The sequence below is a fragment of the Microlunatus speluncae genome (assembly GCF_009299835.1).
GTDB classification, from domain to species: domain Bacteria; phylum Actinomycetota; class Actinomycetes; order Propionibacteriales; family Propionibacteriaceae; genus Microlunatus; species Microlunatus speluncae.
In genome coordinates, this window is record NZ_VKCZ01000020.1 from 840,160 (window position 1) to 866,018 (window position 25,859).

Below are 25,859 nucleotides of genomic sequence, written 5' to 3' on the forward strand. Positions count from 1 at the left end.
CCCCCACAATGGCAGGCATGGTTCCAGCTGATGCCAGCGCGAAGCGCGACACCGACGCCGCCGAGGGTGAGGCGGCGCAACAGGTCCGGGATCGGACCGAAGAGGTCGATGCGGCTGAAGATCATCGTGATCAACGTGCGGCGATCGTGTACAACCCGATCAAGGTCGATCTCGAGGTGCTGCGCGCCGCGGTGGCGGCGGCGGCCGAGGAAGCCGGTTGGCAGGAGTCGCTCTGGCTGGAGACCAGTGTGGACGACCCCGGCATCGGCATGACCAAGGAGGCGGTCGCCGAGGGCGTGGATGTCGTGCTCGCGGCCGGCGGCGACGGCACCGTGCGAGCGGTCGCCGAGGGTCTGCAGGGAAGCGACAGCGCGCTGGCGCTGCTGCCGGCCGGCACCGGGAATCTGCTGGCCCGCAACCTCGACCTGACCCTCGACAACCTGACCGAGGCGGTCTCGACCGCCTTCGCGGGCAGGGATCGCAATGTTGATCTTGGCCGGATGCGGCTGCACCGCGCCGACGGCAAGATCGAAGAACACGCGTTCGTCGTGATGGCCGGGATCGGCCTCGACGCCCAGTTGATGGCGAACACCGACGACGACCTGAAGAAGAAGATCGGCTGGCTGGCGTACGCGAAATCGATCGGCCAGGCCTTGAAGGGTGGCCGCCGGATCCGGCTGACGTCTGCGTACGACGGCGGAAAGGCGCACCGGCGACGACTGCACACCTTGCTGATCGGCAACTGTGGATCGTTGCCGGGCAACATCCTGCTGCTGCCGGAGGCGGCGGTCGACGACGGCGTGCTCGACATCGTGGCGCTGCGGCCCGACGGCCTGTTCGGCTGGCTGCAGATCTCGTGGAAGGTGTTGGTGGAGAACGCGCTGCTGCACCGGACCGGCGCCGGTCAGCGATTGAAGGGGGCCGCGCGGGACATTCGCGCGCTGAACTATCAACATGCCGCGTCGATCGACGTGACACTGCGGGCACCCGAAGAGCTCGAACTCGATGGCGACGGGTTCGGTGAGGTCGTCAAGTTCGAGGCCTGGGTCGACCAGCACGGCCTGCGCGTCAGGGTGCCCGACCCGGACGGTCGGTAACCTTCCGACCCATGACCACGGTGCCGGAGATCCAAGCCAAGCTCGAGTCCGCAAGCTCGGCGGTACGGGAGCGGGACCTGATCAAGGGCCAGATCGACTCGTTGCAGCAGCAGCATCAGGCCGCGCAGGAGCAGCTCGCCCAGCGGCGCGGCGAGCTGCGGGACGAAGCGCGGGATGTCGACAAGCTGGAGAAGTTTTCGCTGACCAAGATCATCGCCGGCGTGCGCGGCTCCCGCGCAACCGATCTCGAGCGGGAGCAGGCCGAAGCTCGGGCCGCCGAGCTCCGGGTCGCCGAGGCGCAGGCTCGCTGCGACGCCCTGCACGCGGAGTGGGATCAACTGGCGGAGCGGGGCCGCGCGCTCGGCGATGTCGATGCCCGATTCCGGGAGTCGCAGGCGGTGAAGGAGCAGTGGCTGGCGACCCAGGGCGGGCCAGGGGCGCAGCGGTTGGCCGGCCTGGCGGAGGAGCGGGGGCGGTTGCAGGCCGAGCACCGCGAGCTGGCCGAAGCCGACCGGGCCGCGGGCGATGCGAGCCAGGCGCTCGGAGAGCTGAACGACATCCTCGACAACGCGGCCGGCTGGTCGACGTACGACACGTTCTTCGGCGGCGGGATGGTGTCGAGCCTGGTCAAGCAGGACAAGCTCGACCAGGCCTCGGCCGCCGCGGCCCAGGCCAACCAACAACTCGCCCGGCTGTCCCGCGAGCTCGCCGACGTCGGTGGCGGCACGGTCGAGGCGCTGGACGTCGGCGACATGACCCGGTTCCTCGACGTCTGGTTCGACAACATCTTCACCGACCTGTCGGTCAGCAACCGGATTGAGGAGGCCAAGGCCCGGACCGCGCACAGCCTCAGCGCCATCGCCGGCCAGCAGCGGCAGATCGCCGAGCGGCGCGCGGACGTCGAGCGTCGGCTGGAGCACGTCGACCGCCTGCGGACGGACCTGCTGGCCGAGCCGCAAACCTTGCGCTGAGCCCGAAGCTCAGCCTTCCGGCGCGGCGCCGAGGGTGGGGGCCGCGGCCGTCAAGATCGCCGCCGTCACGGCCGCGGGCCAGAGCCGGCTGAGCTGGGCCACAGTCCGATCGACCAGGGCCGCGACATCGGCACCGGCTCGGTCGTGGACGGCTTCGGCGACGATCAGCACCCGCCTGGTCCGGTCGGTGATCGCCGACCGGGCGCTCTGCCGATGGGTCCAGCGCCGGGCGTGCGCCCGGCCGGCGGAGTCGACGAAGATCACCTCGCCGGGGCGCGGCCGCTCCTCGTCCCCGGAGAAGGCCTGATAGGTCTCGGTCCCGTCGGCGTACCGGACCTCGAGTTGATCATCGACCCGGTCAAGATCGAAGACGGCGATCGGGATGGCGTAGGCGATCGAGATCGCGTTCAGCAGGTCGACCAACGGGTGGATGCGCGGCAGCGAGCCGTCCTTGCCGAACCGGCGCAGCAGTGACTCGGCCGCACAACGATACTGCGTGGGCTTCAACCCCATCCGGGCGAAGATCCGGCGCCACGCCTGGATCTCCGGCAGCGCTCTGATCTGGTTTTCGGCCAGCCTGGCTTCGGCTTCCGCGCTCAGTTCCGCCACGACGTCGGTGATCACCGCCGAGGAATCGATGCCCTCGACGATCATCGCGCCGGCGACGAGCTCGGGATAGTCCTGCCAGATCTGTCCGGAGTGTCGAAACTGCACCGGTCGGCTCCTTTTCATGAGAGTTCCGGGCCACGATAGGCATCCGGCCGGCTCGCCGACAGGGCCAGATCCGCTCGATGTTCCTGGGCCAACTCCAGGATCGTTGTCACTACCGGAGTCGGAGCCGGGCTGCCAGACTTCGGTGCATGTCCGACGTCTCGAGGTTGTACGACGACGAGGTGAAGATCGACTCGGCGCTGGTGGCGCGACTGCTCGTCGAGCAGTTTCCGGAATGGGCCGAGGCCCCGATCAGGGGCGTCGCGGCGTCGGGCACGGACAACGTGACGTTCCGGGTGGGCGCCGATCTGGCGGTCCGGCTGCCGCGCACGGAGGGATCGCAGGATCAGGTGCGGAAGGACGCGACCTGGCTGCCGCGGCTGGCACCGCACCTGCCGCTCGCCGTACCGGAGCCGCTGGGTCTCGGGACGCCGGGCCAGGGCTATCCCTTCAATTGGGGGGTGTATCGGTGGTTGGCGGGCGAACCCTTCCAGCATGATCAACTGGCCGACCCGGTGGCGGCCGCGCGCGGACTGGCCGAGTTCGTTCGCTGTCTGCAGACGGTCGACCCGACCGGGGCACCACTGCCGCCGGACAGTCCGTTCAGCCGCGGCACACCGTTGGCGCCGCGGGACGGGCTCTTCCGGGAGGCGTTGGACGAGTTGCGGGACGAGTTCGACACCGGACTCGTTCTCGCGGCCTGGGAGGCGGCGCTGGCCGCCGATGTCTGGGACGGCACGCGCCGGTGGATCCATGGCGACCTGATGGCGGGCAATGTCCTGGTGTCCGGCGGCAAGCCTTCCGCGGTGATCGACTTCGGCACGGCCTGGGCCGCCGACCCGGCCGGTGACCTGCTGGCCGCGTGGTATCTGTTCGAGGGCGACTCGCGGCACGCCTTCCGGGACGCGATGGCGGTCGACGACGCGGCCTGGGTCCGGGCCCGCGGCTGGGTGTTGTCGATGGAGCTGATCGTGATCCCGTACCTCCGGGCCCGCGACCCGGACGCGGAACCGGACACGGATCATTCCTTCATCGAAGGGATCCTGGCCGAGTTCGCCGCCGAGCTGTGATCATCCGTGATCAGGCTGTGCTCACCATGAGGTAGACCCAGCCCAGGCTGGAAAGCGCGGACAGGCCCACCGCGATCCAACCGAACACGTAACCGACCTGAAGCGTCCCGCGATCGGGATATCCGGCCGGCTGGAAGTAAGCCGCGTAGTAATCGATCAACCGGAGCTGGTAGCGGTGCATGATCACCACGCCCAGGCCGAACAGCAGCCCGATCAGCGGCAGCCAGAAGATGACGGCGGCGATGATCCCCATGGCCATGGTGCCCGAGGCACTGATCATCCGAACGACGTGGCCGCGAAGGTACTCCCGCATCCACGGATCGGCCGGCGGCACGGGTGGTGGAGCATGCGGCCCGCGAGCCAGCGGTGGAGGCAGCGTGATCACGCCCGGCTGTGTCATGGCCCGCATTCTCACATGATCAGGGACCGGCCATCAGTGTCGAATGTCATCGGTGGTCGCTGCCGGGCTCGCATCCGCCACCGCTCAGCCGTTGGCCACTTGGGACACCCGACCCGGGGTCTCGACGGCCTGCTGGACGGCCGGGTCATCGATGCGATACTCGAAATCGGTGTGGACCTCGGCGTCGTCGGGCAGGTCGTCGGCGAGGATGATCACCTCGCGGACGTACTCGCGGAGCCGGCGCAGGGTGGAGGCGAAGGTTGAGGCTCCCTAGAGTTCGGGCACGTCGGCGAGCCAGTCGTCACCCTCGCGGGTGACGATCACTCGGTAGGTCTTGATCACAGCAGCCATCCTCTCCCGAACGCGGCTTCCATCTGGCGCTGGATCGAGCGGAGGGTCCCGGTCGGGATGTCCTTGCCAGCGTGGACCTGCACTGAAGTGAAGCAGATCGAGGTCCTCGGCTTACCGTCGTCGTCGAGTTCGGGCCGTCCATTCTCGTCGGTCACGGTGAAGCTGGCCTTATAGCGTGCGTGCGATCCTGTCTGTCGGACGAAATCGCCGCCGAGGCTCTACACCCCGACCCGCCGCTGTCGAGCCGTCACAGCTGCTTCGACACGCCGACAGATCGGCCGCGGAGGTGACGGGTCGGCGGTAGCAGGGTGAGCAGGTTGTGGTCGGCGAGGATCTGGGAGCGGCGGACCGGTTGGCCGTCGTGGGCCAGGCTGCGCTCCATGGCCTCGAGTAGGGCGAGGGTCTCGATGGCTTCTGCCGGGCCGGGTCGGGGGTCGAGGCCCGAGTCGAGGCAGGTGGCGAAGTAGTCGAGGTAGTTCTGGTATTCGCCGGCGTGATGGCTGGTGCCTTCGAAGCGGAAGTAGTGCCCGGACAGGGCGGTGAAGTCGTGGCTGCGGGGACCCTCGCCGGCGAAACGCGTGTGGTACGTCAGGCCGGGATAGTCGGCCCGGCTGCTGCCCTCGGTGCCGCGGATCAGGCAGCCGATGGACGGTTCGAGTCGTTGATCGATCCCGGGCAGGGTGTAGTTGCCGGACACGGTGGCGAGTTGGCCGGAGGGCGTACGCAGTACGAAGCGCAGCGAGTCGGGGCGGTCCAGGCCGGCTCGGAGGGTGTTCGGGCTGACGGTGCCGAAGCCGGTCACCTCGTCGACGTCGGGCAGATACCAGCGGACCAGGTCGACGGCGTGGATCAGGAAGTTCCACAGCCAGGAGAAGGTCGTGCCGGTGCTCCAGTCCCTGGACAGGAACCAGCGGGCGTCGGTGCTGTAGTGCGCGTCGACGGCGACGAGCTCGCCGTGCCGGCCGGCCTCGACATCGCGACGCTGGTTGATCATCGGCTCGAAGAACCGGGTGCTCTGACCGACCATCAGCCGCCCCGATGATCTTCGGGCCGCGTCGAGCAACCGGTCCGCGCCGATCAGCGAGTCGAGCAGCGGCTTGGTGCAGATCACGTGCTTGTCGGCCGCGAGGGCGCGCAGGCAGTGATCAAGATGGAGGTGATCGGGGGTGTAGATCGCGATCGTGTCGATCTTCGGGTCGGCCAGCAGGTCGTCGTAGGCGGTGGTCCAGCGGTCCAGGCCGAACTCCTCGATCCGTTGCCGGCACAGGGTTTCGTCAAGATCGCAGACCGCGGCCACCTGCCACCGGGGGGACGACCGGGCCGCCGACAGGATGCTGCGCCCCTCGCCCAACCCGACCACGCCGAGCCGACGCTTCGGCGGCATCACTGCGGCCGGTTGTCGTAGGCCCGCTGGTAGAGCTCGAGGTACGCGCCGACGCCGATCGCGTCGAACGAGGCGACGTAGTCGTCCCAGGCCCGGTCGTCGTTGATGTCGGTCTCGCCGATCGCGAACGCTGCCATCGCACTGCGCACCCGGTTGTAGATCGTGGCCGCCGTGTCGGCCTTCGTCACGGCGTCGCTGTCGCCGAAGATCAACGGCGGGACCTGCATCGTCTCCGGCTCCGCGAACTGTTCGTAGGACTGCGCGGAGCGATACAGCTCGGCTTCGAAGTTCGGGTTGGAGGCGTTGATCTGGATCCCGAGCCGGGCGTCGTTGGAGTTGTACATCGCCCCGTACTGACTCCAGGACGTGCCGACCGGCGGCGGGAACGCCTTCAACTGATACAGCGCCTGCTTGTCGTTGATCCCCTTGGTGCCCTTCGCCGACCAGTCCCAGTTCTCACCCTGGTTGCCGGCGACGTGATGTTGGAACGCCTCCAGCTCCATCTGCGCGTCGGCCCACTGGATCATGATCTCCGGCTGCTTGCAGGCCGAGGTGATCAAGAACGGCGACGTCTTGTAGCCGAAGTGATCCCAGCGCGCATACTGGACGCCGGCCGGGCCGCGCAGCGGCGGCACCGCCACATAGTCCTTCCACAACGCGTCCGGCTGATAGGCGATGTCGGCGAAGGAGCCCCAGTAGTAGGCGCGGACGAAGCCCAGCCGGCCCTGGTTGCCGGCCTGGAGCAAGGCGGCCTCGGTCATCGTGAACGCATCCCGGCCGAGTGTCCCGTCGTCGTGCAGGGTCCGCAGGAACCGCAGCGCCTCCCGCCATTCCGGCTTGGTCGCGACCAGCTCGACCCGGCCGTCGGCCAGCGCCAGCCAGCCGCCGTTGACGTCGCCGCCCGGGTTGTAGAGGAAGGCATTCATGATGAAGTTGTCGATCGGACTGTCCACCCCCGCGGCGAACGGGATCACGTTGCCCCGCGGCGTCGGATCCTTCTCCTTCAACAGCAGCAGGACTTCGCGCAGTTCCTCGGTCGTGGTCGGCATCGTGGCGCCGATCTGATCAAGGTAGCGGGAGTTGATCCAGGCCCGACCGGGACTGGACCTGCAGTGGTAACAGTCGTTGATGCCGGCGAACTGATAGATCTTTCCGTCGGCCGCCCGGGTCAGCGCCTGGTGCCCGGGATAGTCCGCCCGCAGCTGTCGCTGATGCGGTGCGTACACGTCGATGTAGTCGTCCAGCGCGACGAACAGCCCCTGCTGACCGTAGACCGACACTTGATCATTCGAGAACGGCAGGCCGAGGAAGGCGTCGGGAAGATCACCGGCTGACAGCATCGCGTTGACCTTGGTCAGGTCGGGCGATCCGTCGGTCGCGGTGGAGAGCACGGATTCGAACCGAACCTTGACCCCGGTGCGCTCCTCGAACCAGGTCGTCATGTCGTTCTTGTTCCAGTCGCCGACCACCTGCGCGTCCTGCGGCACGACCACCCGGAACTCGGTGCTGCCGTCGCCGAACGGTTCGATCTTGGAGGCCCGGGCTCCGACGTAGCCGTCGGGATAGTTGACCCCCGGCGTCGCCGGCCCGAATTCCTTGATCGGCACGTTCTCCAGAGACTTCGGCGCGTCGCCGCCGCCGCCACCGTCCGCACCGGTGCAGCCGGCCAGCCACCCGGTCGCGGCCAGCGCCGCCGTCGCGGTCCCGGCACCGAGCAGTGATCGTCGTCTGATCGGGGTCATGGCGTGACGATAGGCGCGTTCGGCGGAAGGTTCCTCCGGTCTTGCCCGGCAGACTTCCGGTATCCTCAGGTCGAACGACGGAGGTGCCAGGTGACGATCACCGAACCCGCCACGTACGGCCTGGCCTGTCAGAATCTCCGGTCGCCGGCGATGGCGCAGGCCCACCAGCACAACGACATCGAGCTGAACTACGCCGGCGAACCGCTGCAGTACCTGATCGGGGGGCGCCCACTGACGTTGCGGGCGGGCCTGGCAGCGGTCTTCTGGGCCGCGCAGCCACACCAGTTGCTGGTCCGGGGGGAGCGGGTGCAGATGACCTGGCTGACGGTGCCGCTGGCCCAGTTCCTCACCTGGCCGATGGCGGCGGAGAACGTCCGGCGGCTGCTCGACGGCGAGGTGATCATCGGTGCCCGCGACGTCAGCGCCCTCTACTCCGCCGGGCATCTGCGGCAGTGGGAAGTTGATCTTGCCGCTCCCGATGCTGCCCGGCGGGAACTGGTGGCGCTCGAGTTGCGGGCCTTCATCACCCGCGTCCTGCAGTCTCCGCCCGCCACTCCCGACGGTGCCGGCCCGGCCGCCCGGTCCGTCTTCTCCCAGGCTGCCGAGATGGCGCACTTCATCGCCCTGCACTGCCATGAACCGCTGCGGGTCAAGGACATCGCCGACGCCATCCACGTCCATCCGCACCATGCCATGGGGATCTTCAAGCAAGCCCTGGGCCGGACCATCAACAGCTATCTCACCAGCTCCCGGATCGCCTTGGCGCAAAGGATTCTGCTGACCACCGACGCCTCGGTCGCCGAGGTCGGGCACCGTTCGGGCTTCGGCTCCCTGTCCCGCTTCTACGAGGCCTTCACCGCCCACTGCGACGTGCCGCCGTCGGCCTATCGCCGCCGCCACGCGCCACCGCTGCCGGCCGGCCAACGGCACCGGTAGATCACGATCGGCAATGAGGCCATCACTCTCCGGGTCGGTCGGAGTCGTGTCGGCTGGGCTGCTTGATCAATACCGTGGTGGGTCCGGGCCGTTTCGAGCGGCGGTGCCGAGGCACCACGAAAGGCGGAGGGTCAACCGATGTTCGACACGTCGGCCTTGCGGGAGCCGGTGGACGAGGCCGAGGTGCGGGCCTTCCGGAAGGAGACGCTGGCAACCGGGGATCCGGACTGGAGTCCTCAGGTCCCCCTGCGTTCGGTCCTGGGCTGGCTCGCCTCCCTCGTCATCCTGCCGGTGGTCGGGGCATCGATCCTGATCAACATCGCACACGCCCCGTCGTCCTGGCACCCGTTCATCTGGGGCATCTTCATCCTGATCGTGATCGCCGACGGCGTCTATCTGTTCCGCCGGGACTTCGGTCGCAGCCGGTGGCGTGATCATCTGCGGTGCGTACGGTTCGCGGCGGCCAACGAGCTGTCGTACGCGCCGCGGACCGTCGTTGCGACCCATCCGGGGTTCATCTTCCGGGCCGGCAGTGAGCAGGAGACGGTGCTGCGGATGTGGTCGGAGACGGGTCCGATCACCGACTGTGGTGTCCACCGCTATGTCACCGGGTGGGGCCGGAACCGACAGCAGCACGAATGGCAGTACGCGGCGATCCGGTTGCCCGGGGCGCTGCCGTACCTGATGTTGGACGCCAAGGCCAACAACACCTTCGCCGGCGACCTGTCCGAGCGGTTCGTGCCGGGCTTCAAGCAGTCGCTCGGTGGGGACCTGGACCAGCATTTCGATCTCTACTGCGCACCGGAGCACCGGGTCGACGCCTTCTACATCGTCACGCCCGACCTGATGGCGCACCTCATTGATCATGCCGCGCACTTCGATGTCGAGCTCGTGGGCCGCTGGATGTTCCTCTACACCAGATTCGGCCTGTCGGTCTCGGATCCGGAGACCTGGGTGCGGCTGGGTGCGATCGAACAGACGGTCGCCAGGCTGGTCCGCCGCCGGGCCGAGGCCTATCGAGATCTCCGATAGCCGAGCCCCTCGGAATCGGCGGTGATCACCTACTGCAACCGGGGGTCCTGGGTCGGGTCGGCGTAACGGTCCGGGCAGCCCTGATCATCCGCCTTGGGCCGCAACTCGTAGTGCCACGGCTCGTTGTCGTAGATCTGGCACAGCCCGTAGTCGGCGCCGTGTTGGGACAGCCACTTCGTCGCCTCGGTGGGCCCGAGGTCGATCGCGTCACCCGATACGTGCAACGACTTCTCGGGGGAGGCGACCCAACGGAGGGCCTCCTTCTTCGAGCCGTACTTCTTGATCGCCTCGCGCAACAGTTGATCTTGGTATTCGGCCGAGCGCCAGCCGCTGTTGACGAAGATCTCCACCCCGTCGTCCGCGGCGTCGGTCGCTGCCCGGCGGAGGGCGGCCAGCAGGTCTTGATCAAGCTTGGCCACGCCCGGCACGTCGTCGTCGAACACCGTCACGCCGTCCGGGACGGCGCCGGCCGCCTCGCCGTGCCGGCGCTTCGCGGGGGTCTCGGTGGGCGAGGCCTTGGGGGAGGACGACGCCTTCGGCGGAGCGGGCGGGGCAGCCGAGGAGCGTGATCCGGCCGGCCCCGTGGCCGCCTCGGGAGACGATCCGGTCGCCGGAGCCTGGCAACCGGCGGCACCGGCAACGACGGCGATGATCACCGCCCCGGCCAGCAACGATCGGACCCGTGATGTTGCGCATTCCCTCGAGGACATGCCTCCAGTCAAGACAGTGCGACGTTGCCGGCCCGTATGCGGATTTCGATATGCCGACGATATGGTCCGGCACCCTGATTCGCGGTGTCGGGGTGACTCCCTGGAATTCGACCGGCAGTCACCGACGCATCCGCGAAGCGTCGGCGTGTCGTCGGTCTGCTGCCGACTGGTGGTCGGATTTCAGGGCGGACCGGGTCTCTCGCCTCTCGATCGAGCCGTCACATCGGCTGCGACACGCCGCCAGAACGGCCGCGGGACTGACGGGTCGACGAGATGGTGGTGAGGATGTGGCGGGCCAGGACGACGTCGGCGTCGGGGGCACCGGCGGCGGAAGCGTTGGCCGACATCGCCGCGAGCCGCTCGGGATCGGCGAGGACCGGGATCACGTTGCTCTCGATCCAGGCCGGGGTGATGTCGGCGTTGTCGACCAGCAGGGCGCCGCCGGCCGCGACGACCGGCACGGCGTTCAGCCGCTGCTCCCCGCCGCGCAACGGCAACGGGACGTAGGCCGCGGGCAGGCCGACGGCGGCCAGCTCGGCACAGGTCATCGCGCCCGAGCGGCAGATCACGAAGTCGGCGGCGGCGTAGGCGTACTGCATCTCGTCGACGTAGCGGACGACGACGTAGGGCGGGTCGGCGGGATCACCGGCCGGCACCTCGACCTCGTGCTGCGGTCCGGTGACGTGCAGCACCTGGACCCCGGCCGCCCGCAGTGCCGGAGCCGCGCCGGACACGGCGGCGTTGATCGCCCCGGCGCCCTGCGAACCGCCGGTGACCAGCAGCACCAGCCCGTCGGGACGCAGGCCGAACCGCTGCCGGGCGGCGGCCCGGAGGGCGGCGCGGTCGAGGCCGGTGATCGCCGGCCGGAGCGGGATCCCGATCGCGGTGGCGTGGGCCAGCCGGACACCGGGGGCGGCGGTGAACACGTGCCGGGTCAGCCGGGCCGCGAGCCGGTTGGCCACGCCGGGCCGGGCGTTCGCCTCGTGCACGACGATCGGCAGGCCCCGCCGGCGGGCGGCGAGATAGGCCGACACGGCGACGTAGCCGCCGAAACCGACCACGGCTTCGGCCCGGACCCGGTCGAGCACCGCTCCGGTCGCCCGGACCGACTCGCGCAGCCGGCCCGGCGTCCGGAGCAGCTCCCGGTTCAGGGTGCGCGGCAGCGGCACCGGCGGGATCAGCTCGAGCGGGTAGCCGCGGGCCGGGATCAGCGTCGTGTCCAGGCCGCGAACGGTGCCGAGGGCGGTGACCTCGGCCGTCGGTTCCAAGCGGCGCAGCGCGTCGGCGAGGTTCATCGCGGGCTCGATGTGCCCGGCCGAATGGCCGCCGGCCACCACGACCCGCGGCGCCGTCACGCCGGCACCGCGCCGCTGCGGTCGAGGTCGCGGATGAACCGGGATGATCGTGGGGTCTGGTCGAGGTAGCCGCGGCTCCGGTAGAGCCCGTGCGCGTCGTCGCGGTAGTTGGAGCTGGTGACCTCCATCCGTTCGCAGCCGTGCTCGGCGGCGAACTCCTCCGTCGCCGCGACGAGCAGGCCGCCGATTCCCCGGCCGCGGGCCTTGTGGGAGACGACCAGCGCGACGATCCGGGCCCAGTGGCCGTTGCGTTCGAAGAACGGACAGAGATGGACCGCGACGACACCGAGGACGTCACCGTCGGCCTCGGCGACGTAGGCCGCGCTGGACTGATCGTCGGCCCAGCCCTGGATCCGTGCTGCCGTGGTCGACTCGCCGTCCTGCGGATAGCCCAGTTGCTCAAGCAATGCGGTGACGGCCGCGGCGTCGGCGGGTTGCGCCGGTCGGATCTGCATGCGTTCCCTTGTCGACGAGATCGGTGATGGGGAAATCGAAGTACGTGTCCGGATGGGGCTCCTCCCGCAGCGTGTAGTGCCACCACTCGCAACGGTAGGAGTCGAAGCCGGAGCCCCACATGACCGAACGAAGATACTGCCGGTTCCGCGCCTCGGCCTCGGTGACCCCCGCCGCTCCATGATGCGAGACGGTGTCCATCAGGTCATGATCACCGCCCATCGAGACGAGCTCCCCGGTCGTCAGCCGGAAGAGCGTCAGGTCAACGGCGCTGCCCCGGCTGTGGCCCGACCGGGTGGCCACATAGCCCTGGGCGAACAGGTCGGACCGGTCGAGGTTCGGGTAGTACTGCGGCTTCGTCCGGCCGTCCTCCGGCTGCCGCGACCAGTGCAGGAAGTCGTCCACCGCGGACTGCGGTCGATAGCCGTCCCAGAGGAACAGGCCGAAGCCGATCGAGGCGGCCTTGTCCCGGGCCCGTTCCAGGGCGGCACACAGGGCCGGGGTGCCGACGATGCGATTCGCCCGATAACCCGCCACCGGCCGCCCGGTGAAGTTGTCGCCGCCGGCGTATCTGGCGTCCCAGCGGATGCCGGGGACGACCGAGTCGACGAAGACGAAGCCGTCGTTCATCGACCGGGGCCGGCCAGGGCCAGTCCGATCACCCGGTCGATCACCTCGGACAGCGGCATCCCGGCGGCGGCCATCATCCGCGGATAGCGGCTGTACGAGGTCAGACCCGGCAGCGTGTTGACCTCGTTGAGGATGGCCCGGCCGTCCTCGGTGAGGAACAGGTCGACCCGGGCCAGGCCGCGGCAGCCCAGGGCACGGTAGATGGCCTTCGCCGTCTCCCGGACGAGCTCGCGGGACGCGACCGGAATGTCGGCGGGGACGATGAAGGTCGCATTCTCCGAACCGCTCTCCGGGTCGTCCTCCTGGTGGATCTTGAAGAAGCCGTGGGTCAGCGCGACCCGGTCGACCTCGCCGGTGATCAACTCCCCGTCGTTGCCCAGGACTGCACAGCCGATCTCGCTGCCGACCACCGCCTCTTCGATCATGATCTTGGAGTCGAACTGGCCCGCGGTCCGCAGCGCGTCCGGGAGTTCGTCCTTCGTCGAGACCTTGCTGACGCCGAACGATGATCCCGACCGGGCCGGCTTGACGAAGATCGGATAGTTGAACCGGTCGGCATCCACCTCGTCGCCCGCCGCGACGATCCAGAACTTGGGCGTCCCGATGCCCGCGCCGGCGACCACGGAATAGGTCAGCGACTTGTCGATGCACAGCGCGGAACTGGGGATGTCGCAACCGGCGTAGGGGATCCCGGCGATCTCCAACAGGCCCTGGATCGCGCCGTCCTCGCCCAGCCGGCCGTGCAGCACGGGCAGCACGACGTCGAGCTTGATCGTCTGGTGGTCCCCGGGGTCGAGCACCAGCAGGCCGGGATTGCTCCGGTCCGGCGACAGCACGACCGGCCGGCCGGGGCCGTCCTCCCAGCCGTCCTCGGGGCCGTCGCAGAGGGTCCAGGCGCCGCTCTTGGTGATCCCGATGTAGAACGGCTCGTACTGGTCGAGATCGAGGTTCTTGGCGACTTCCTGGGTCGACTTGACCGAGACGGGATGCTCCTCGAAGCCGCCCCCGAAGATGATTCCGACGTGCAACTTAGTCATGCTGGCTCCTGCTTTCGAATTGGCGGCAGTTGATCATTGAGTTCTCGACCGTGTCCCGCAGGGCATGATCGGTGTAGTAGGCGGTGTGCGGACTGATCAGCACGTTCGGCAGCGCCTGGAGTCGCGGCAGCAGTTCGTTGTCGATCGCGGTGTCGCGGTGGTCGATGTAGAAGATCCCTTCCTCTCCTTCGAGGACGTCCAGCGCCGCGCCGCTCACCCGGCCGCTGATCAGGGCCGCGTGCAGGGCCTCGGTGTCGAGCAGGGCACCGCGGCCGGTGTTGATCACCAGGGCGCCGGGCTTCAGCCGCTCGAACTCGTGCCGTCCGAGCAGATGGTGGGTGTCCGGCGTGAGTGGAGTGTGCAGGGTGATCAGATCGCTCTGTTGCAGCAGTTCGTCGAGCGGGACGTAGTCGGCCGCGATCTTGGGACGGAGGTCGTAGGCGAGGATCCGGCCGCCGAAGCCATGCAGCCGATCGATGACGGCGGCGCCGATCCGTCCCGTGCCGATCACTCCGACGGTCAGGTCGCGCAGCTCCCGCCCGCGTACGTCGTTCAATCGGTAATCATGAAGATCGGTGCGGCGGACCATGGCCTTCGCCTGGCGCACCGCCATCAAGATCAACATCAGCGTGTAGTCGGCCACGCTGTCGGGTGAGTAGGTGACGTTCTCGACGGTGATGCCGACGCTTTCGGCGAAGCGCGGATCGAGGTGGTTGTAGCCGATGCTCCGGGTGGAGATGTACCCGACGCCGATCCGGCTGAGCGCGAGCAACGTCGAGTTCGTGATCTTGGTCTTGTGGCCGACGCTGATGCAGCGGTTGCCGAAGGCGAGCTCGATCGTGGCCTCCGACACCGGTGCCTCGGTGATCTTGGGCAGGACGCCGTACTGTGGTGCCAGCTCGCGGAACAGGACGGCCTCGTCCGGCCCGCAGCCGTAGATGGTGATCTCCAGCGTGGCGGACCTCGAGCGAGGGCGGCGGATCGCCGTTCGGGCCGGATCGCTGGAGCTCATGCCGCCAGCTAAGAGAAGGCGGTGTTGCCGGCGCGTATCGGCTTTTCGATATGCCGACGATATGCCGTGATCACTTGACTGGGAGGCATGAATTCCAGCGAGTCAGCATGATCCCGCTCAGCCTCGACGAGATCGCCAAGATCGTCGGCGGCACCGTCGCGGGAGACGGTGCCGTGACGGTGACCGCGCCGGCCGTGCTCGACGGGCGACAGGCCGAGCCGGGTGGTCTGTTCGTCGCCTTCGCCGGCGAGCACGTCGACGGTCACGGTTTCGCCGACCAGGCCGGCCGGGCCGGGGCGGTGGCCGTGCTCGGTTCTCGGCCGACGGCGTTGCCGACCGTGGTCGTCGACGACGCCCAGGTCGCGCTGCAGGCCCTGGCCGCCGAGGTCGTCGGCCGGCTCCGGGACGGCCTGACCGTCGTCGGGCTGACCGGCTCGCAGGGCAAGACCAGCACCAAGGACCTGCTGACCGCGGTGCTGTCGAGCACGGCGCCGACGGTCGCCACGATCGGCTCGCTCAACAACGAGCTCGGGGTGCCGCTGACCATGCTGCGCGCCGACCGGGCGACCCGCTTCCTGGTGCTGGAGATGGGCGCCCGGCACCTCGGCCAGATCGCCGACCTGACCCGCCTGGTCGCCCCCGACATCGCCATCGTGCTCAACGTCGGCCGGGCCCACCTCGGCAAGTTCGGATCACGCGGAGCCATCGCCACGGCCAAGGGTGAACTGGTACAGGGGCTGGCGCCGGGCGGCACTGCCATCCTCAACGCCGACGATCCCCGGGTGGTCGCGATGCGCGCGCTCACCGACGGTCCGGTGCTGACCTTCGGCCTGGCCGAGCACGCCGACGTCCGGGTGACCGACCTGGCGCTGGACCGGCTCGCCCGGCCGTCCTTCGTGCTCCGGACCACCGCCGCCGCGGCCCCGACCACGCTGCCGATCCTCGGGGCGCACCAGGCACTCAATGCGTCGGCCGCCGCGGCGGCCGGACTGGCGGCCGGCATCCCTCTCGACCGGGCCGCGACGGCACTGGCCGACGTCGCGCTGTCGAAGTGGCGGCTGGAGCTGCGCGACCTGGCCGGCGGCGCGACCCTGCTGAACGACTCCTTCAACGCCCACCCCGAATCCACCCTCGCCGGCCTGGACGCGCTCGCCGCCATCGAGGGCGGCCGCCGGATCGCCGTGCTCGGCGAGATGCTCGAGCTCGGCGAGGACAGCGACGCCGAGCACCGCGCCGTCGGCCGGTACGCGGCCGCCCGGGCCGATCTGGTCGTCGGGATCGGCGCCGCCGGCCGGCAGATCGTTGCCGGCGCCGGCGAGCGCGCCGTCGCGCTGGCCGACAACGCCGCCGCCGTCGACTGGCTGCTCCACGAGCTCGAATCCGGTGATGTGGTGTTGATCAAGGCCTCCCGCGGCGCCCACCTCGACGAGGTCGCTGCCGCGCTGACCTGAGCGCGTTCCGTTCCCTGAGCCTGTCGAAGGGCTGGCCAGGTGATTCCATGATCATGACGGACCATGGGATGCATCGGGCTTGCCCTTCGACAGGCTCAGGGAACGGAACAAGCGTCCCTGTCGGGCTTGCCCTTCGACAGGCTCAGGGAACGGAACAAGCGTCCCTGTCGGGCTTGCCCTTCGACAGGCTCAGGGAACGGAACAAGCGTCCCTGTCGGGCTTGCCCTTCGACAGGCTCAGGGAACGGAACAAGCGTCCCTGTCGGGCTTGCCCTTCGACAGGCTCAGGGAACGGAACAAGCGTCCCTGTCGGGCTTGCCCTTCGACAGGCTCAGGGAACGGAACAAGCTCGTTCAGCGGTTGCGGTTGAGGTAGAGGTCGAAGGCTCGGTAGAGGAGGGGGCGGAGGGGGAGGTCCCATTCGCCGACGTAGCGGACGGCTCGGCCGCCGGTGCCGACCTTGAACTGGATCAGGCCGACGTGCGGGTCGTCGGAGTCGATCGTCGGGGTGATGCCGCGCAGGTCGTAGACGTCGCAGCCGGCGGCCAGGGCGTCGCTGATCATGGCCCACTGGCAGGCGTTGGAGCCGCGCACGTCACGCTTCGCGGTGCTGGAGGCGCCGTAGACGTACCAGGCGTGACCGCCGACCCGGATGCCGATGGTGGCGGCGACCAGGTCGCCCTGATGCCGGGCGAGATAGAGCTTGATCCGGTCGGGATCCTCCGCCCTCAGGGCCCGGAACATGGTCTGGAAGTAGGGCAGCGGCCGGGGGGTGAAGTGATCCCGTTCGGCGGTGTGGACGTACAGCTGATGGAAGGCTTCAAGATCATCGCCGACGGTGACCTCGACGCCGGCCTTGGCGGCCTTCTTGAGGTTGCGGCGCCAGAGCTGGTTCATGCCCTTGAGCAGGTCGTCCTCGGTCCGGCCGGCCAGCGGTAGCTCGAAGGTGAACTGTGGCTGCCCGACGCCGAAGCCGTCGGCCGTGCTCTGCGGCCGCCAGCCCGCGCTGCGGAGCCAGCCGGTCACCCGGGCGCCGACCTGATCGGACTGTCCGGGCAGGTCGGTGAGCCGCCGGCGGCCCGGGTCGGCGATGCCCTCCTTGACCTGGCCGGCGGTCCAGGTGTCGGTGCGCACCGGCGGGCCGAGTCGGAGCGCGAACGCGCCGCGGGCCTTGAGCTGGGTCGCCAGCGGGTCGAGCCAGGCGCCGAGGTCGCCGGTCCAGTCGATCGCCGGCCCCTGCGCCAGGTACGCCAGCGTGAAGCGGCGGAGTCGCGGCACCGGGCGGTGCAGCACCAGCCCGGCGCCGACCAGCCGGCCGCTGTCGTACCAACCGAGGGACTCGCTGCGCCACTCGGTCTTGACGCCGGCCCAGGCCGGGGTCTGCAGGAAGCTGACCGAGCGCTGCTCCCGGACGAATGCCAGGTGCTCGGCGGCGCCGATCGGCCCGACGGTCAGCCCGAGGCTCGATGCTGGTGCGAGGTCGTGCGCGCCGGTCACCGCTGCAGCCGCGGATCGCGTGACGGGTCGGCGTACCGGGGCGGGCTGCCGTGCTCGATGGCCTCGGCGCGAAACTCGTAGTGCCAGGGTTCGTTGTTGTAGATCTGGCACAGCCCGTACGCCGCACCGTGCTCGAACAGCCACGCCTTGGCCTCGGAGTGCCCGATGTCGACCGCCTCGCCGGACACGTGCGGCGACGTTTCGGGGGTGGCGATCCAGCGGGCGGCCTCCTCCTCGGAGCCGTACTTGACGATCCCGTCCCGGCGCAGCTGATCTTGGTATTCCGGGGAACGCCAGCCGCTGTTGACGTAGAACTTCACACCTTCCGCGGCGGCAGCCGTCGCGGCCGCGCGCAGGGCCCGGAGCAATTCCGGCCTGAGGTTGGCGACGGCCGGATAGCCGTCGTCGAACACGGTCACGCCTTCGGGGACGGCGCCGTCGGCCTCGGTGAGCGTACGACAGGTGGCTCGAGTCATGTCGTCAGTCAAGAGCGCGCGGTGTTGTCGGCGCGTATGGGCTTTTCGATATGCCGGCAATAGGCCCCGCCCGGTACGGTCGTGGCCAAATGCGCGTGTTGATCGTCGAGGACGAGCCCCTGCTGGCCGAAGCCATCCGTGATGGGTTGCGGCTGGAAGCGATCGCGGCCGACATCGCCGGCGACGGCGACACGGCGCTGGAACTGCTGAGCATCAACGCGTACGACATCGCCGTGCTCGACCGCGACATCCCCGGCCCGTCCGGCGACGAGATCGCCAAGCGCGTCGTCGCCTCCGGCAGCGGAATGCCGATCATGATGCTGACCGCGGCCGACCGGCTGGACGACAAGGCCTCCGGCTTCGGGCTCGGCGCCGACGACTATCTCACCAAGCCGTTCGAGCTGCAGGAACTCGTGCTCCGGCTGCGCGCCCTCGACCGCCGGCGCGCCCACAACCGGCCGCCGGTGCGCGAGATCGCCGGGCTGCGGCTGGACCCGTTCCGGCGCGAGGTCTTCCGGGACGGCCGCTACGTCGCGCTGACCCGGAAACAGTTCGCCGTGCTCGAGGTGCTGGTCGCCGCCGAGGGCGGGGTGGTCAGCGCCGAGGAACTGCTGGAGCGGGCCTGGGACGAGAACGCCGACCCGTTCACCAACGCCGTCCGGATCACCGTCTCGGCGCTGCGCAAACGCCTCGGCGAGCCCTGGCTGATCGCGACCGTGCCCGGCGTCGGCTATCGGATCGACACCGGTTCCGGACCCGAGGGAGACCGTGGATAGGCAGCCCGGGCTGAGTGTCCGGATCAAGCTCGCCCTCAGCTACGCCGGGGTGATCATGCTGACCGGCGCCCTGATGATCGCGGTCGTCTGGGTGTTCCTGCTGCGCTACGTGCCGCGGGTGGTCTACCTCCCCGAAGACGTGCCGGGCAGCCGCGGCGGCCGGCCGATCCCGACCCAGTGGGAGCTGTGGGAGGCGTTCGCCCCGCGCGCGGCGCAGGCGCTGGGTTGTCTGTTGATCTTGGGCCTGATCGGCGGCTGGCTGCTCGCGGGGCGGATGCTGGCCCCGCTGAACCGGATCCGGAACGCCACCCGGCAGGCCGCCGGCGGGTCGCTGTCGCACCGGATCCAGCTGGAGGGGCGCAAGGACGAGTTCCGCGAGCTCGCCGACGCCTTCGACACCATGCTCGTGCAGCTCGAGGCCCAGGTCGCCGAACAGCAACGGTTCGCGGCCAACGCCTCGCACGAGTTGCGGACCCCGCTGGCGATCACCCAGACCCTGCTCGACGTGGCCCGCAACGATCCTGATCATGACAACGGCGAGCTGGTCGACCGGCTGCACCTGGTCAACAGCCGGGCGATCGATCTGACCGAGGCCCTGCTGCTGCTCAGCCGCGCCGACCGGCGATCCTTCACCCCCGAGCACGTCGACCTGTCGCTGGTCGCCGAGGAAGCGACCGAGACCCTGTTGCCGCTGGCCGAACAGCGCGACGTCACCCTGCAGACCTCCGGTGACCAGACCCCCACCAACGGCTCACCCGCCCTGCTGCAGCAGCTGGTCACCAACCTCGTCCACAACGCGATCGTGCACAACCTGCCCGAGCGCGGCACCGTCTGGGTCACCACCCGGCAGCGGCCCGAGGCCGTGGTGCTCACCGTCGAGAACACCGGCGACAAGCTCACCCCGCAACTGGTCACCACCCTGACCGAGCCCTTCCAACGCGGCTCCCAGCGAGTGCGTACCGATCACGGCGGGGTCGGCCTCGGCCTGGCCATCGTGAAGAGCATCACCAAGGCCCACGACGGCACCCTCACTCTCGCCCCCCGCCCCGCCGGCGGACTCCGCGTCACCGTGGTCCTGCCCGCGGCACCGTAGCGTCGCCGGGGTCGACCGCTGTGCCGGGGTCGACCCGGCCGGTGGCGTCACCAGAGGCCCGGTCCGACCATGGCGTGGGTTGCGCAGATCGCGGGCACTCCCGCGACCGCGGCAGCCACGAGGCCGTACTGGATCCGGCCCAGGACCGTCCACCAACGCCGCGAACAGGCGACGACCACCGCGATGACCGATCCGAAGGCCCCGAGGAGGCCGAGGCAGGAGAGCACCCGGACCATGATCAACAGCGGCGAGTCGCCGAGGAAGAGGGTCTCGTTCAGCGCGGCCCCGTCGGTCAACAGCAGCAGGATGGCGCCGGTGTAGCCGAGGTGGGCGAGGACGGTGCCACCGGCTGTCCAGCGGGCGATCCGGGCGCCGGCCGGCGGTCCCGGTCGCTCGGTCCGCCGTCGCCAGGCTGCTGCGATCAGCCAGCCGACGACGCCGGCGAGGCCGATCGCCAGGCAGGCCGAGAGCACGATCTGGTGGAGCATCGGCGACTCGTACCAGGGCAGCTCGGTGAAGGTGTAGATCGGCTCGCCGGTCATGGTCAGCGAGGTCGCGTCGGCGGAGAACGCCAGCAGTTCGGTGCCGCCTCGCTCGCGGAACAGCCGATCGCCGATCGGGTCCCACCGCTGCTCTGCCCAGGCGGGGTCGTCCGGGGCGGCGTTGGTGGTGACCAGGGATCCGTCGGGCTCAGCGGTGACGGTGACGCCGCCGACCAGCCCGGCGGCTCCGATGAACTCGCTGTGGCTGATGTGCAGGCCCCGGTAGGTTCCCTCGAACCGTGCCGATCCGGCCGGGGGTACGGATGGTGGGTCGGTGGGCTGTGACGGTTCTCCCGGGTCGCCGGCGATGAGTTGGTCGACGAACCAGCGCTCGAACTCCCGGCCGGCGAGCCATCCGGTGTTGCCGTCGCCGTCACCGTTGAAGGCCACATAGATCCCGACATCGAGAGCCGGCAGCAAGATCAGATTGGTGTGGAAGCCCGGCATGTCGCCGCTCTTGGTGACCAGACGCTGCCCGTTTCGGTCCCGCAGCTCCCACAGGAACCCGAGACCGGGCAACCGCTCGTCCAGGCCGGCCTGCCGGGTCTGCATGGTCCGGATCGAGGCAGGGTCCAGCACCCGGGCGTGGCCGCCCGGCAGCTGCGAGAGCATGAACCGGCCCATGTCCTCGGCCGTGGTGACGGTCGCCGCTCCGGTCGGGGTCAGTGGGCCGTACTGTCCGGTTGCCGCGACGTAGTCGTCGCCCGCGACGCGGTAGCCGGTGGCCAGCTGCCGCCGGAGGTGATCCGGTTGCGGCTGGGCCTGGGTCGAGCGGTCCATCCCGAGCGGCGCGAAGATCCGGTCGGCGACGTAACGCTCGAACGGTTGACCGGCCACTTCCTCGACCACGAGGCCCGCGAGCGCGACCCCGTAGTTGTCGTACGACGCGAGGCTGAGATCCGGCGGCCGGAGCCGGTCCGGTTGGGCCCGCGCCAGGTAGTCGGTGAGAGTCCGGCCGTCCCGGTCGGTCGCTCCACCGCCGCCGAGAACGGCGAAGTCGAACCCGGCGGTGTGGGTCAGCAGGTGGCGCATGGTCACCGGCCGGCCCGGGAAGGTGTCGGCGATCTCGAAGCCGGTCAGGTAGTCGTTGACGTCGCGATCCAGGTCGAGCCGGCCTTGCTCGACCAGTTGGAGCGCGGCGGTCGCGGTGAACAGCTTGGCCACCGAGGCGGTGAACAAACCGGTGCGCGCCGGATCCAGCTCGGCTCCGGTCATCAGGTCGGCGGTGCCATAGCCCCGCGCGGCGAGTTGCCGACCGCCACCGACCACGACCACCGCGGCCCCGGGGATCCGGTGTCGCTCCAAGATCGCCGGCAGTTCGGCGTCCAGCCGTTGAGTCAGGTCGTCCGGTATCGGGTCAGGTCGGGGCTTCGCTCCAGCCGGTGCTGCGACGGCGAGCAGCATCACGCCGGTCATGATCATCGAAAGCAGCGCCCTCATCAGGCGCCGTCGGCTGGGCATCGGATCTTGCTCCTGACATCGAGACGGCCGGCACGGCCGAGGCAGCGGGTTCATGGGCTGGGCCAGCACCGGAGTCGATTGTAGTAGTACGACTGTGCTAGTAAAGTTCAGTCTATGGAAGCACAGTCGTATCAGCAAAATCGTTCGTCGGAATCGATCGGTGGGCCCGTTCCGGCGCCGCTGCGCGGACTGGTCGTCGGGGCGGTGCTCAGCATCGTTCTGCTGATCGGGCTGCCGGTGAAGATGATCATCGACCGGGACGGCACGCTGGCCACGATCCTGGTCGATCAGCCCGGCTTGGACGAGCAGGCGCAGGGGATCGCCTTCGTTGCGGTGATCCTCTACACCGCGGTGCTGCATGTGATCGACGTGGTGCTGCTGGTCTGGTTCACGATCAAGGTGTGGCGGGGCCGGGGCTGGGCCCGGATCGCCCTGACGATCTATCTCGTGGCGGCATCGATCCTCGGGCTCATCTCGGCGGGCAAGGGGATCGAGTATCTGCTGGTGGTGATCACGGCCAACCTGATCCACATGATCATGCTCGCTCTGCTCTGGCTTTCGCCATCGGTCCGCGCCTTCTTCGCCGCGCACCGGGCGGCGGCCAGGTCCCGGCGCCCGGCCGGTGCTCCGGTCGCAGGCCAGGGCTGAGATGCCGCGGCTGATCGATCACGACCAGCGCCGGCAGGAGCTGGCCGAGGCGACCTGGCGGGTGATCATGCGCGACGGCGTCGGCGGCGCATCGGTACGGTCCGTGGCGGCCGAGGCCGGGCGATCACCCGGATCGCTCCGGCACCTGTTCGCCTCGCAGTCCGAGCTGCTTGCCTTCGCTCTGCGGTTGGTCGTCGACCGGGCCACCGCCCGGGTGGCCGACCTGCCGCCGCAGGACACGGCGATCGCGACGGTGATCGCGGTGGCGGCCCAGATGCTGCCGCTGGACCCGGAGCGGCGAGCCGAGATGGAGGTCTACCTCGCGCTGTTCACCGCGGCCAACGCCGATCCGGCGCTGCGCGTGCCGCGCGACGAGGCCTACCGCGAACTGCGCCAGGCCTGCGGCTGGATGATCGCCCAACTCGACAACGGGGTCGACCTCGACCCCCGGGCGGATCAGGAACTCGAAGCGCTCCGGCTGCACGCCTTGATCGACGGTCTGGCGACCCACCTCGTCTGCGAGCCCGCCGACGCCGACCCCGAGTGGGCCCGACGGGTCCTGACCCACCACCTCCGTTCCCTCCACACCGAAAGCAGAACGCAGCGATGACTCCGACGACCAGACCGCGGGGCGGCCCGGCCGTTCTGACGTTGGCACTACTGATCGCGTTCGTCTGCACGGGCTGTGCGCTGATCCCGCGGCCGGGCGACGCCCCGCAGACCGTACGGATCGACACGGGTGTGTTGCGGGGGGTCCTCAGCGATCGGGCCCGGCTCTTCTACGACATCCCGTACGCCGCGCCGCCGGTCGGCCCGCTGCGCTGGGAGCTACCCCAGCGGCCCGGGAGCTGGACCGGCGAGCGCGCGGCGAAGACGCCCGGGGTGGCTTGCCTGCAGGAAGGTTCGACCGAGCAACTGCCGAGCTCGGAGGACTGCCTCTATCTCAACGTCACCACGCCGCGTGAGGTCGCCGCCGATGCGCAACTGCCGGTGATGGTGTGGTGGCACGGCGGCGGCTTCACCCGCGACGCCGGCAACTACTACGACGCCCAGCGGCTGGCCGACCGCGGTCAGGTCGTGGTGATCACGGCCAACTACCGGCTGGGCATCTTCGGCTACCTCGGGCTGCCCGGTCTCGAGGGCTCGGGCAACTTCGGTCTCGCCGACCAGCTCGCAACCCTGGAATGGGCGAAACGCAATGCCGGAGTCTTCGGTGGCGACCCGGACAACGTCACGGTGTTCGGACAGTCCGCCGGCGCCATGTCGGCCTGCGCCGCGCTCACTGCGCCGCGAGCCGCCGAACTGATCGACAAGGTGGCCCTCGCCTCAGGCTCCTGCAAGCTCAGCTGGCCGGCCGGTGGGCTCTACCCGAAGGCCCCGGCCCAGCAGCCCTACGTCTCCCTCGAACGGGCCCAGGCCGACGGCCTGGTCGCCGCGCGTGAGCTCGGCTGCTCAACCGATCAACCGCTGGAATGCCTGCGGGAGAAGAAATCTGACGAGCTGTTGCCGGTCAACCAGGGCTTCGCCAACCACGTCGCCCACGGCACCGAACTACTGCCACGGCATCCCGCTACGGCCCTGGACCAAGGACGCTTCGCCCGGGTGCCGGTGCTGTCCGGCGGAACCCGGGACGAGGCCCGCTCCTTCGTCGGCGGCGCGATCGACTTCGATCCGGCGACGATCACCGCCACGACCTATCCGACGCTCCTACGTCGCGCGTTCGGCGACGACGGCGCCGCGGTCGCGAACCGGTACCCGCTGGCCAGGTTCCCGTCGGCCGGACTGGCCTGGGCCACGGTGCTGTCCGACCAGTCCTGGGCCTGCCCGACCCAGGAGGCCCAGCAGCGGCTGGCCGAGCACACCACGGTCTTCCCCTACGAGTTCGCCGACCCTCAGGCGCCCAACCTCAACAAGATCAAAACACCCGAGGTGCCACAAGGTGCCGCCCACGGCACCGACCTGCCCTCACTCTTCGACCTGTTCGGGATCGACATGCTGCCGACCGACCCGCAGCAGCAACTGTCCGAGACCATGATCGACTACTGGGCCACCTTCGCCCGGACCGGCGATCCCAACCACGACGGTGCTCCGCGCTGGACCCGGGCGGATGATCATGGTCGGGCCCTCCGGCTGGCCCCGAGCGAGATCGCCGTCGCCGACGTCGCTGCCGACCATCAGTGCTCGTTCTGGGCCGAGCTCGGCCGGGGCGAGTGAGTCGGAGAGCTGAGAGCCCGAGGCAGTGGTGCTCCCCTCGGCACCGTAGTCGCCACTCGGCAAGGCTCGGATGGCAACCGTTGGCCGGACGCTTCCGCGTCCGGCCACCAGTTCGGTTAGCGGCGGGTCATGGTGGAGTCGTAGCCGCCGCCACCGGGGTAGACCCAGGTGCCGTCCAGGACCCGGTTGTCGTCGTCGAACTGGCCGCGGAAGTAGGCGGGACTGCCCTTCGGTCCGCCCCAGATGGTGAGGGTGTTCCCCTCGAGTTCGTAGGTGTAGTCGAGGGTGTTGCCGAGCGAGTCGTAGAAGCGGGAGGCGAGGTCGGTGCCGGCCGGCTCGCCGAACGGTCGCAGGTGGCCGATCACCTCGATGCCGGTGATCTGCTGGCCGAACTGGACGAGTTCGACGTGCTGGAGCAGGAAGTGCCGTCCGGGCAGCCATTCGTAGCGCACGACGCCCTCGACGCCTCCGGTGACGGTCCATTCGCCGACGAGCCGGTCGAGGGCGGTCACGGCGGCGCTGGGGACGGGAGGCTCGGCGGCCCCAGCGACGCCGGGATCCGGGTCGGCGCTGGGATTCGGGTCGGCGCTGGGATTCGGGGTGGCGAGCAGGAAGGTACGGGCCTGCTCGGCGACCGGGTCGGGTGCGGTCCAGAAGGCGGAGTGATCATGGTCGGCCAGGGTCAGCACGGTGACGTTCGGCAGGATCGCGGCCAAGGCGTTCGCGCCGGCGCGGATGAAGGCCTCGCCGTTGCCGCCGACGGCGACGGCGATGGGGGCGGTGATCGTCCAACGGTCGGTCGGCAGCGGGGT

26 protein-coding genes and 1 pseudogene are annotated in these 25,859 nt (G+C 69.5%); 11 read left to right on the top strand and 16 right to left on the bottom strand.

Annotated elements, in window-relative coordinates:
• The first annotated feature begins 17 nt into the window (after window positions 1–17).
• Both FNH24_RS29435 and FNH24_RS29440 read left to right on the top strand, forming a co-directional pair.
• Window positions 18–1,097, top strand: coding sequence for a diacylglycerol/lipid kinase family protein (locus FNH24_RS29435; RefSeq protein WP_152365760.1), 1,080 nt, complete (start codon window positions 18–20; stop codon window positions 1,095–1,097).
• A gap of 11 nt (window positions 1,098–1,108) precedes the next feature.
• Entirely contained in the window at window positions 1,109–2,068 is a 960-nt protein-coding gene (locus tag FNH24_RS29440) for a hypothetical protein (RefSeq protein ID WP_152365761.1), read from the top strand.
• Between the two features lie 9 nt (window positions 2,069–2,077).
• Here the strand turns inward: FNH24_RS29440 and FNH24_RS29445 are convergent, their stop codons facing one another.
• Window positions 2,078–2,782, bottom strand: a complete 705-nt coding sequence (locus FNH24_RS29445; protein ID WP_170304538.1) for a B3/B4 domain-containing protein — start codon at window positions 2,780–2,782, stop codon at window positions 2,078–2,080.
• A 146-nt stretch (window positions 2,783–2,928) separates the two neighbouring features.
• Between FNH24_RS29445 and FNH24_RS29450 the strand changes: the two genes are divergently transcribed.
• A complete protein-coding gene (locus FNH24_RS29450) occupies window positions 2,929–3,849 on the top strand; it encodes an aminoglycoside phosphotransferase family protein (protein ID WP_152365763.1) in 921 nt (306 codons plus the stop codon).
• A gap of 10 nt (window positions 3,850–3,859) precedes the next feature.
• Here the strand turns inward: FNH24_RS29450 and FNH24_RS29455 are convergent, their stop codons facing one another.
• From FNH24_RS29455 to FNH24_RS29470, 5 genes and pseudogenes are all read right to left on the bottom strand, one after another.
• On the bottom strand, window positions 3,860–4,249 hold the full coding sequence (locus FNH24_RS29455) for a hypothetical protein (protein ID WP_152365764.1): 390 nt from the start codon (window positions 4,247–4,249) through the stop codon (window positions 3,860–3,862).
• 84 nt (window positions 4,250–4,333) lie between these two features.
• Complete coding sequence (locus tag FNH24_RS32545; protein ID WP_281351111.1) at window positions 4,334–4,465, bottom strand: hypothetical protein; 132 nt, start codon at window positions 4,463–4,465, stop codon at window positions 4,334–4,336.
• 122 nt (window positions 4,466–4,587) lie between these two features.
• A pseudogene (locus FNH24_RS29460) lies at window positions 4,588–4,803 on the bottom strand (type II toxin-antitoxin system HicA family toxin); the annotation flags it as partial.
• A 44-nt stretch (window positions 4,804–4,847) separates the two neighbouring features.
• On the bottom strand, window positions 4,848–5,984 hold the full coding sequence (locus tag FNH24_RS29465) for a Gfo/Idh/MocA family protein (RefSeq protein ID WP_152365765.1): 1,137 nt from the start codon (window positions 5,982–5,984) through the stop codon (window positions 4,848–4,850).
• Window positions 5,984–7,726: a type 2 periplasmic-binding domain-containing protein gene (locus FNH24_RS29470; RefSeq protein WP_161606381.1), complete on the bottom strand. Its 1,743-nt coding sequence runs from the start codon at window positions 7,724–7,726 to the stop codon at window positions 5,984–5,986. Before FNH24_RS29470 ends, FNH24_RS29465 begins: the two co-directional genes overlap by 1 nt.
• Window positions 7,727–7,816: 90 nt before the next feature.
• Between FNH24_RS29470 and FNH24_RS29475 the strand changes: the two genes are divergently transcribed.
• Both FNH24_RS29475 and FNH24_RS29480 read left to right on the top strand, forming a co-directional pair.
• Window positions 7,817–8,662, top strand: coding sequence for a helix-turn-helix domain-containing protein (locus tag FNH24_RS29475; protein ID WP_161606382.1), 846 nt, complete (start codon window positions 7,817–7,819; stop codon window positions 8,660–8,662).
• A 138-nt stretch (window positions 8,663–8,800) separates the two neighbouring features.
• Entirely contained in the window at window positions 8,801–9,694 is an 894-nt protein-coding gene (locus FNH24_RS29480; RefSeq protein WP_152365767.1) for a hypothetical protein, read from the top strand.
• A gap of 29 nt (window positions 9,695–9,723) precedes the next feature.
• Here the strand turns inward: FNH24_RS29480 and FNH24_RS29485 are convergent, their stop codons facing one another.
• The 6 genes from FNH24_RS29485 to FNH24_RS29510 all read right to left on the bottom strand — a co-directional run bounded on the left by FNH24_RS29485 (window position 9,724) and on the right by FNH24_RS29510 (window position 14,891).
• A complete protein-coding gene (locus FNH24_RS29485) occupies window positions 9,724–10,404 on the bottom strand; it encodes a M15 family metallopeptidase (protein ID WP_152365768.1) in 681 nt (226 codons plus the stop codon).
• Window positions 10,405–10,622: 218 nt separating this feature from the next.
• Entirely contained in the window at window positions 10,623–11,759 is a 1,137-nt protein-coding gene (locus FNH24_RS29490) for a UDP-N-acetylglucosamine--N-acetylmuramyl-(pentapeptide) pyrophosphoryl-undecaprenol N-acetylglucosamine transferase (protein WP_152365769.1), read from the bottom strand.
• The gene (locus FNH24_RS29495; RefSeq protein WP_152365770.1) at window positions 11,756–12,214 is read right to left on the bottom strand and encodes a GNAT family N-acetyltransferase; all 459 of its coding nucleotides are present in this window, start codon (window positions 12,212–12,214) and stop codon (window positions 11,756–11,758) included. The genes FNH24_RS29490 and FNH24_RS29495 overlap by 4 nt, the downstream gene beginning before the upstream one ends.
• Window positions 12,159–12,842, bottom strand: a complete 684-nt coding sequence (gene vanX / locus FNH24_RS29500; RefSeq protein ID WP_152365771.1) for a D-Ala-D-Ala dipeptidase VanX — start codon at window positions 12,840–12,842, stop codon at window positions 12,159–12,161. Before vanX ends, FNH24_RS29495 begins: the two co-directional genes overlap by 56 nt.
• Window positions 12,839–13,879 (bottom strand): D-alanine--(R)-lactate ligase, encoded by a 1,041-nt coding sequence (gene vanA, locus FNH24_RS29505; RefSeq protein ID WP_152365772.1) that lies wholly within the window; start codon window positions 13,877–13,879, stop codon window positions 12,839–12,841. The genes vanX and vanA overlap by 4 nt, the downstream gene beginning before the upstream one ends.
• On the bottom strand, window positions 13,872–14,891 hold the full coding sequence (locus FNH24_RS29510; RefSeq protein ID WP_152365773.1) for a D-isomer specific 2-hydroxyacid dehydrogenase family protein: 1,020 nt from the start codon (window positions 14,889–14,891) through the stop codon (window positions 13,872–13,874). The genes vanA and FNH24_RS29510 overlap by 8 nt, the downstream gene beginning before the upstream one ends.
• 107 nt (window positions 14,892–14,998) lie before the next feature.
• Here FNH24_RS29510 and FNH24_RS29515 point away from each other — a divergent pair, with 107 nt between their 5' ends.
• Entirely contained in the window at window positions 14,999–16,342 is a 1,344-nt protein-coding gene (locus FNH24_RS29515; RefSeq protein ID WP_152365774.1) for a UDP-N-acetylmuramoyl-tripeptide--D-alanyl-D-alanine ligase, read from the top strand.
• 352 nt (window positions 16,343–16,694) lie between these two features.
• Here FNH24_RS29515 and FNH24_RS29520 read toward each other — a convergent pair whose 3' ends face one another.
• On the bottom strand, window positions 16,695–17,837 hold the full coding sequence (locus FNH24_RS29520; protein WP_152365775.1) for a lipid II:glycine glycyltransferase FemX: 1,143 nt from the start codon (window positions 17,835–17,837) through the stop codon (window positions 16,695–16,697).
• Window positions 17,834–18,313, bottom strand: coding sequence for a D-alanyl-D-alanine carboxypeptidase family protein (locus FNH24_RS29525; protein WP_152365776.1), 480 nt, complete (start codon window positions 18,311–18,313; stop codon window positions 17,834–17,836). Before FNH24_RS29525 ends, FNH24_RS29520 begins: the two co-directional genes overlap by 4 nt.
• 89 nt (window positions 18,314–18,402) lie before the next feature.
• On the opposite strand from FNH24_RS29525, the gene FNH24_RS29530 reads away from it, so the two are divergent.
• A complete protein-coding gene (locus FNH24_RS29530; protein WP_152365777.1) occupies window positions 18,403–19,089 on the top strand; it encodes a response regulator transcription factor in 687 nt (228 codons plus the stop codon).
• Window positions 19,082–20,182 carry a sensor histidine kinase gene (locus tag FNH24_RS29535; protein ID WP_152365778.1) on the top strand — a complete coding sequence of 367 codons (1,101 nt, stop codon included), beginning with the start codon at window positions 19,082–19,084 and terminating at the stop codon, window positions 20,180–20,182. Before FNH24_RS29530 ends, FNH24_RS29535 begins: the two co-directional genes overlap by 8 nt.
• A 47-nt stretch (window positions 20,183–20,229) precedes the next feature.
• Here the strand turns inward: FNH24_RS29535 and FNH24_RS29540 are convergent, their stop codons facing one another.
• The gene (locus FNH24_RS29540) at window positions 20,230–22,185 is read right to left on the bottom strand and encodes a serine hydrolase domain-containing protein (RefSeq protein ID WP_161606383.1); all 1,956 of its coding nucleotides are present in this window, start codon (window positions 22,183–22,185) and stop codon (window positions 20,230–20,232) included.
• A 114-nt stretch (window positions 22,186–22,299) separates the two neighbouring features.
• Here FNH24_RS29540 and FNH24_RS31655 point away from each other — a divergent pair, with 114 nt between their 5' ends.
• The 3 genes from FNH24_RS31655 to FNH24_RS29555 are packed head-to-tail and all read left to right on the top strand — an operon-like array spanning window position 22,300 to window position 25,047.
• Window positions 22,300–22,833, top strand: coding sequence for a hypothetical protein (locus FNH24_RS31655; RefSeq protein WP_161606384.1), 534 nt, complete (start codon window positions 22,300–22,302; stop codon window positions 22,831–22,833).
• A 1-nt stretch (window position 22,834) separates the two neighbouring features.
• On the top strand, window positions 22,835–23,443 hold the full coding sequence (locus tag FNH24_RS29550; RefSeq protein WP_152365781.1) for a TetR/AcrR family transcriptional regulator: 609 nt from the start codon (window positions 22,835–22,837) through the stop codon (window positions 23,441–23,443).
• A 41-nt stretch (window positions 23,444–23,484) separates the two neighbouring features.
• Window positions 23,485–25,047 (top strand): carboxylesterase/lipase family protein, encoded by a 1,563-nt coding sequence (locus tag FNH24_RS29555; RefSeq protein WP_161606385.1) that lies wholly within the window; start codon window positions 23,485–23,487, stop codon window positions 25,045–25,047.
• Window positions 25,048–25,163: 116 nt separating this feature from the next.
• Here the strand turns inward: FNH24_RS29555 and FNH24_RS32390 are convergent.
• On the bottom strand, window positions 25,164–25,859 hold a 696-nt coding region (locus FNH24_RS32390), incomplete at its 5' end, for an alpha/beta fold hydrolase (RefSeq protein WP_246187120.1).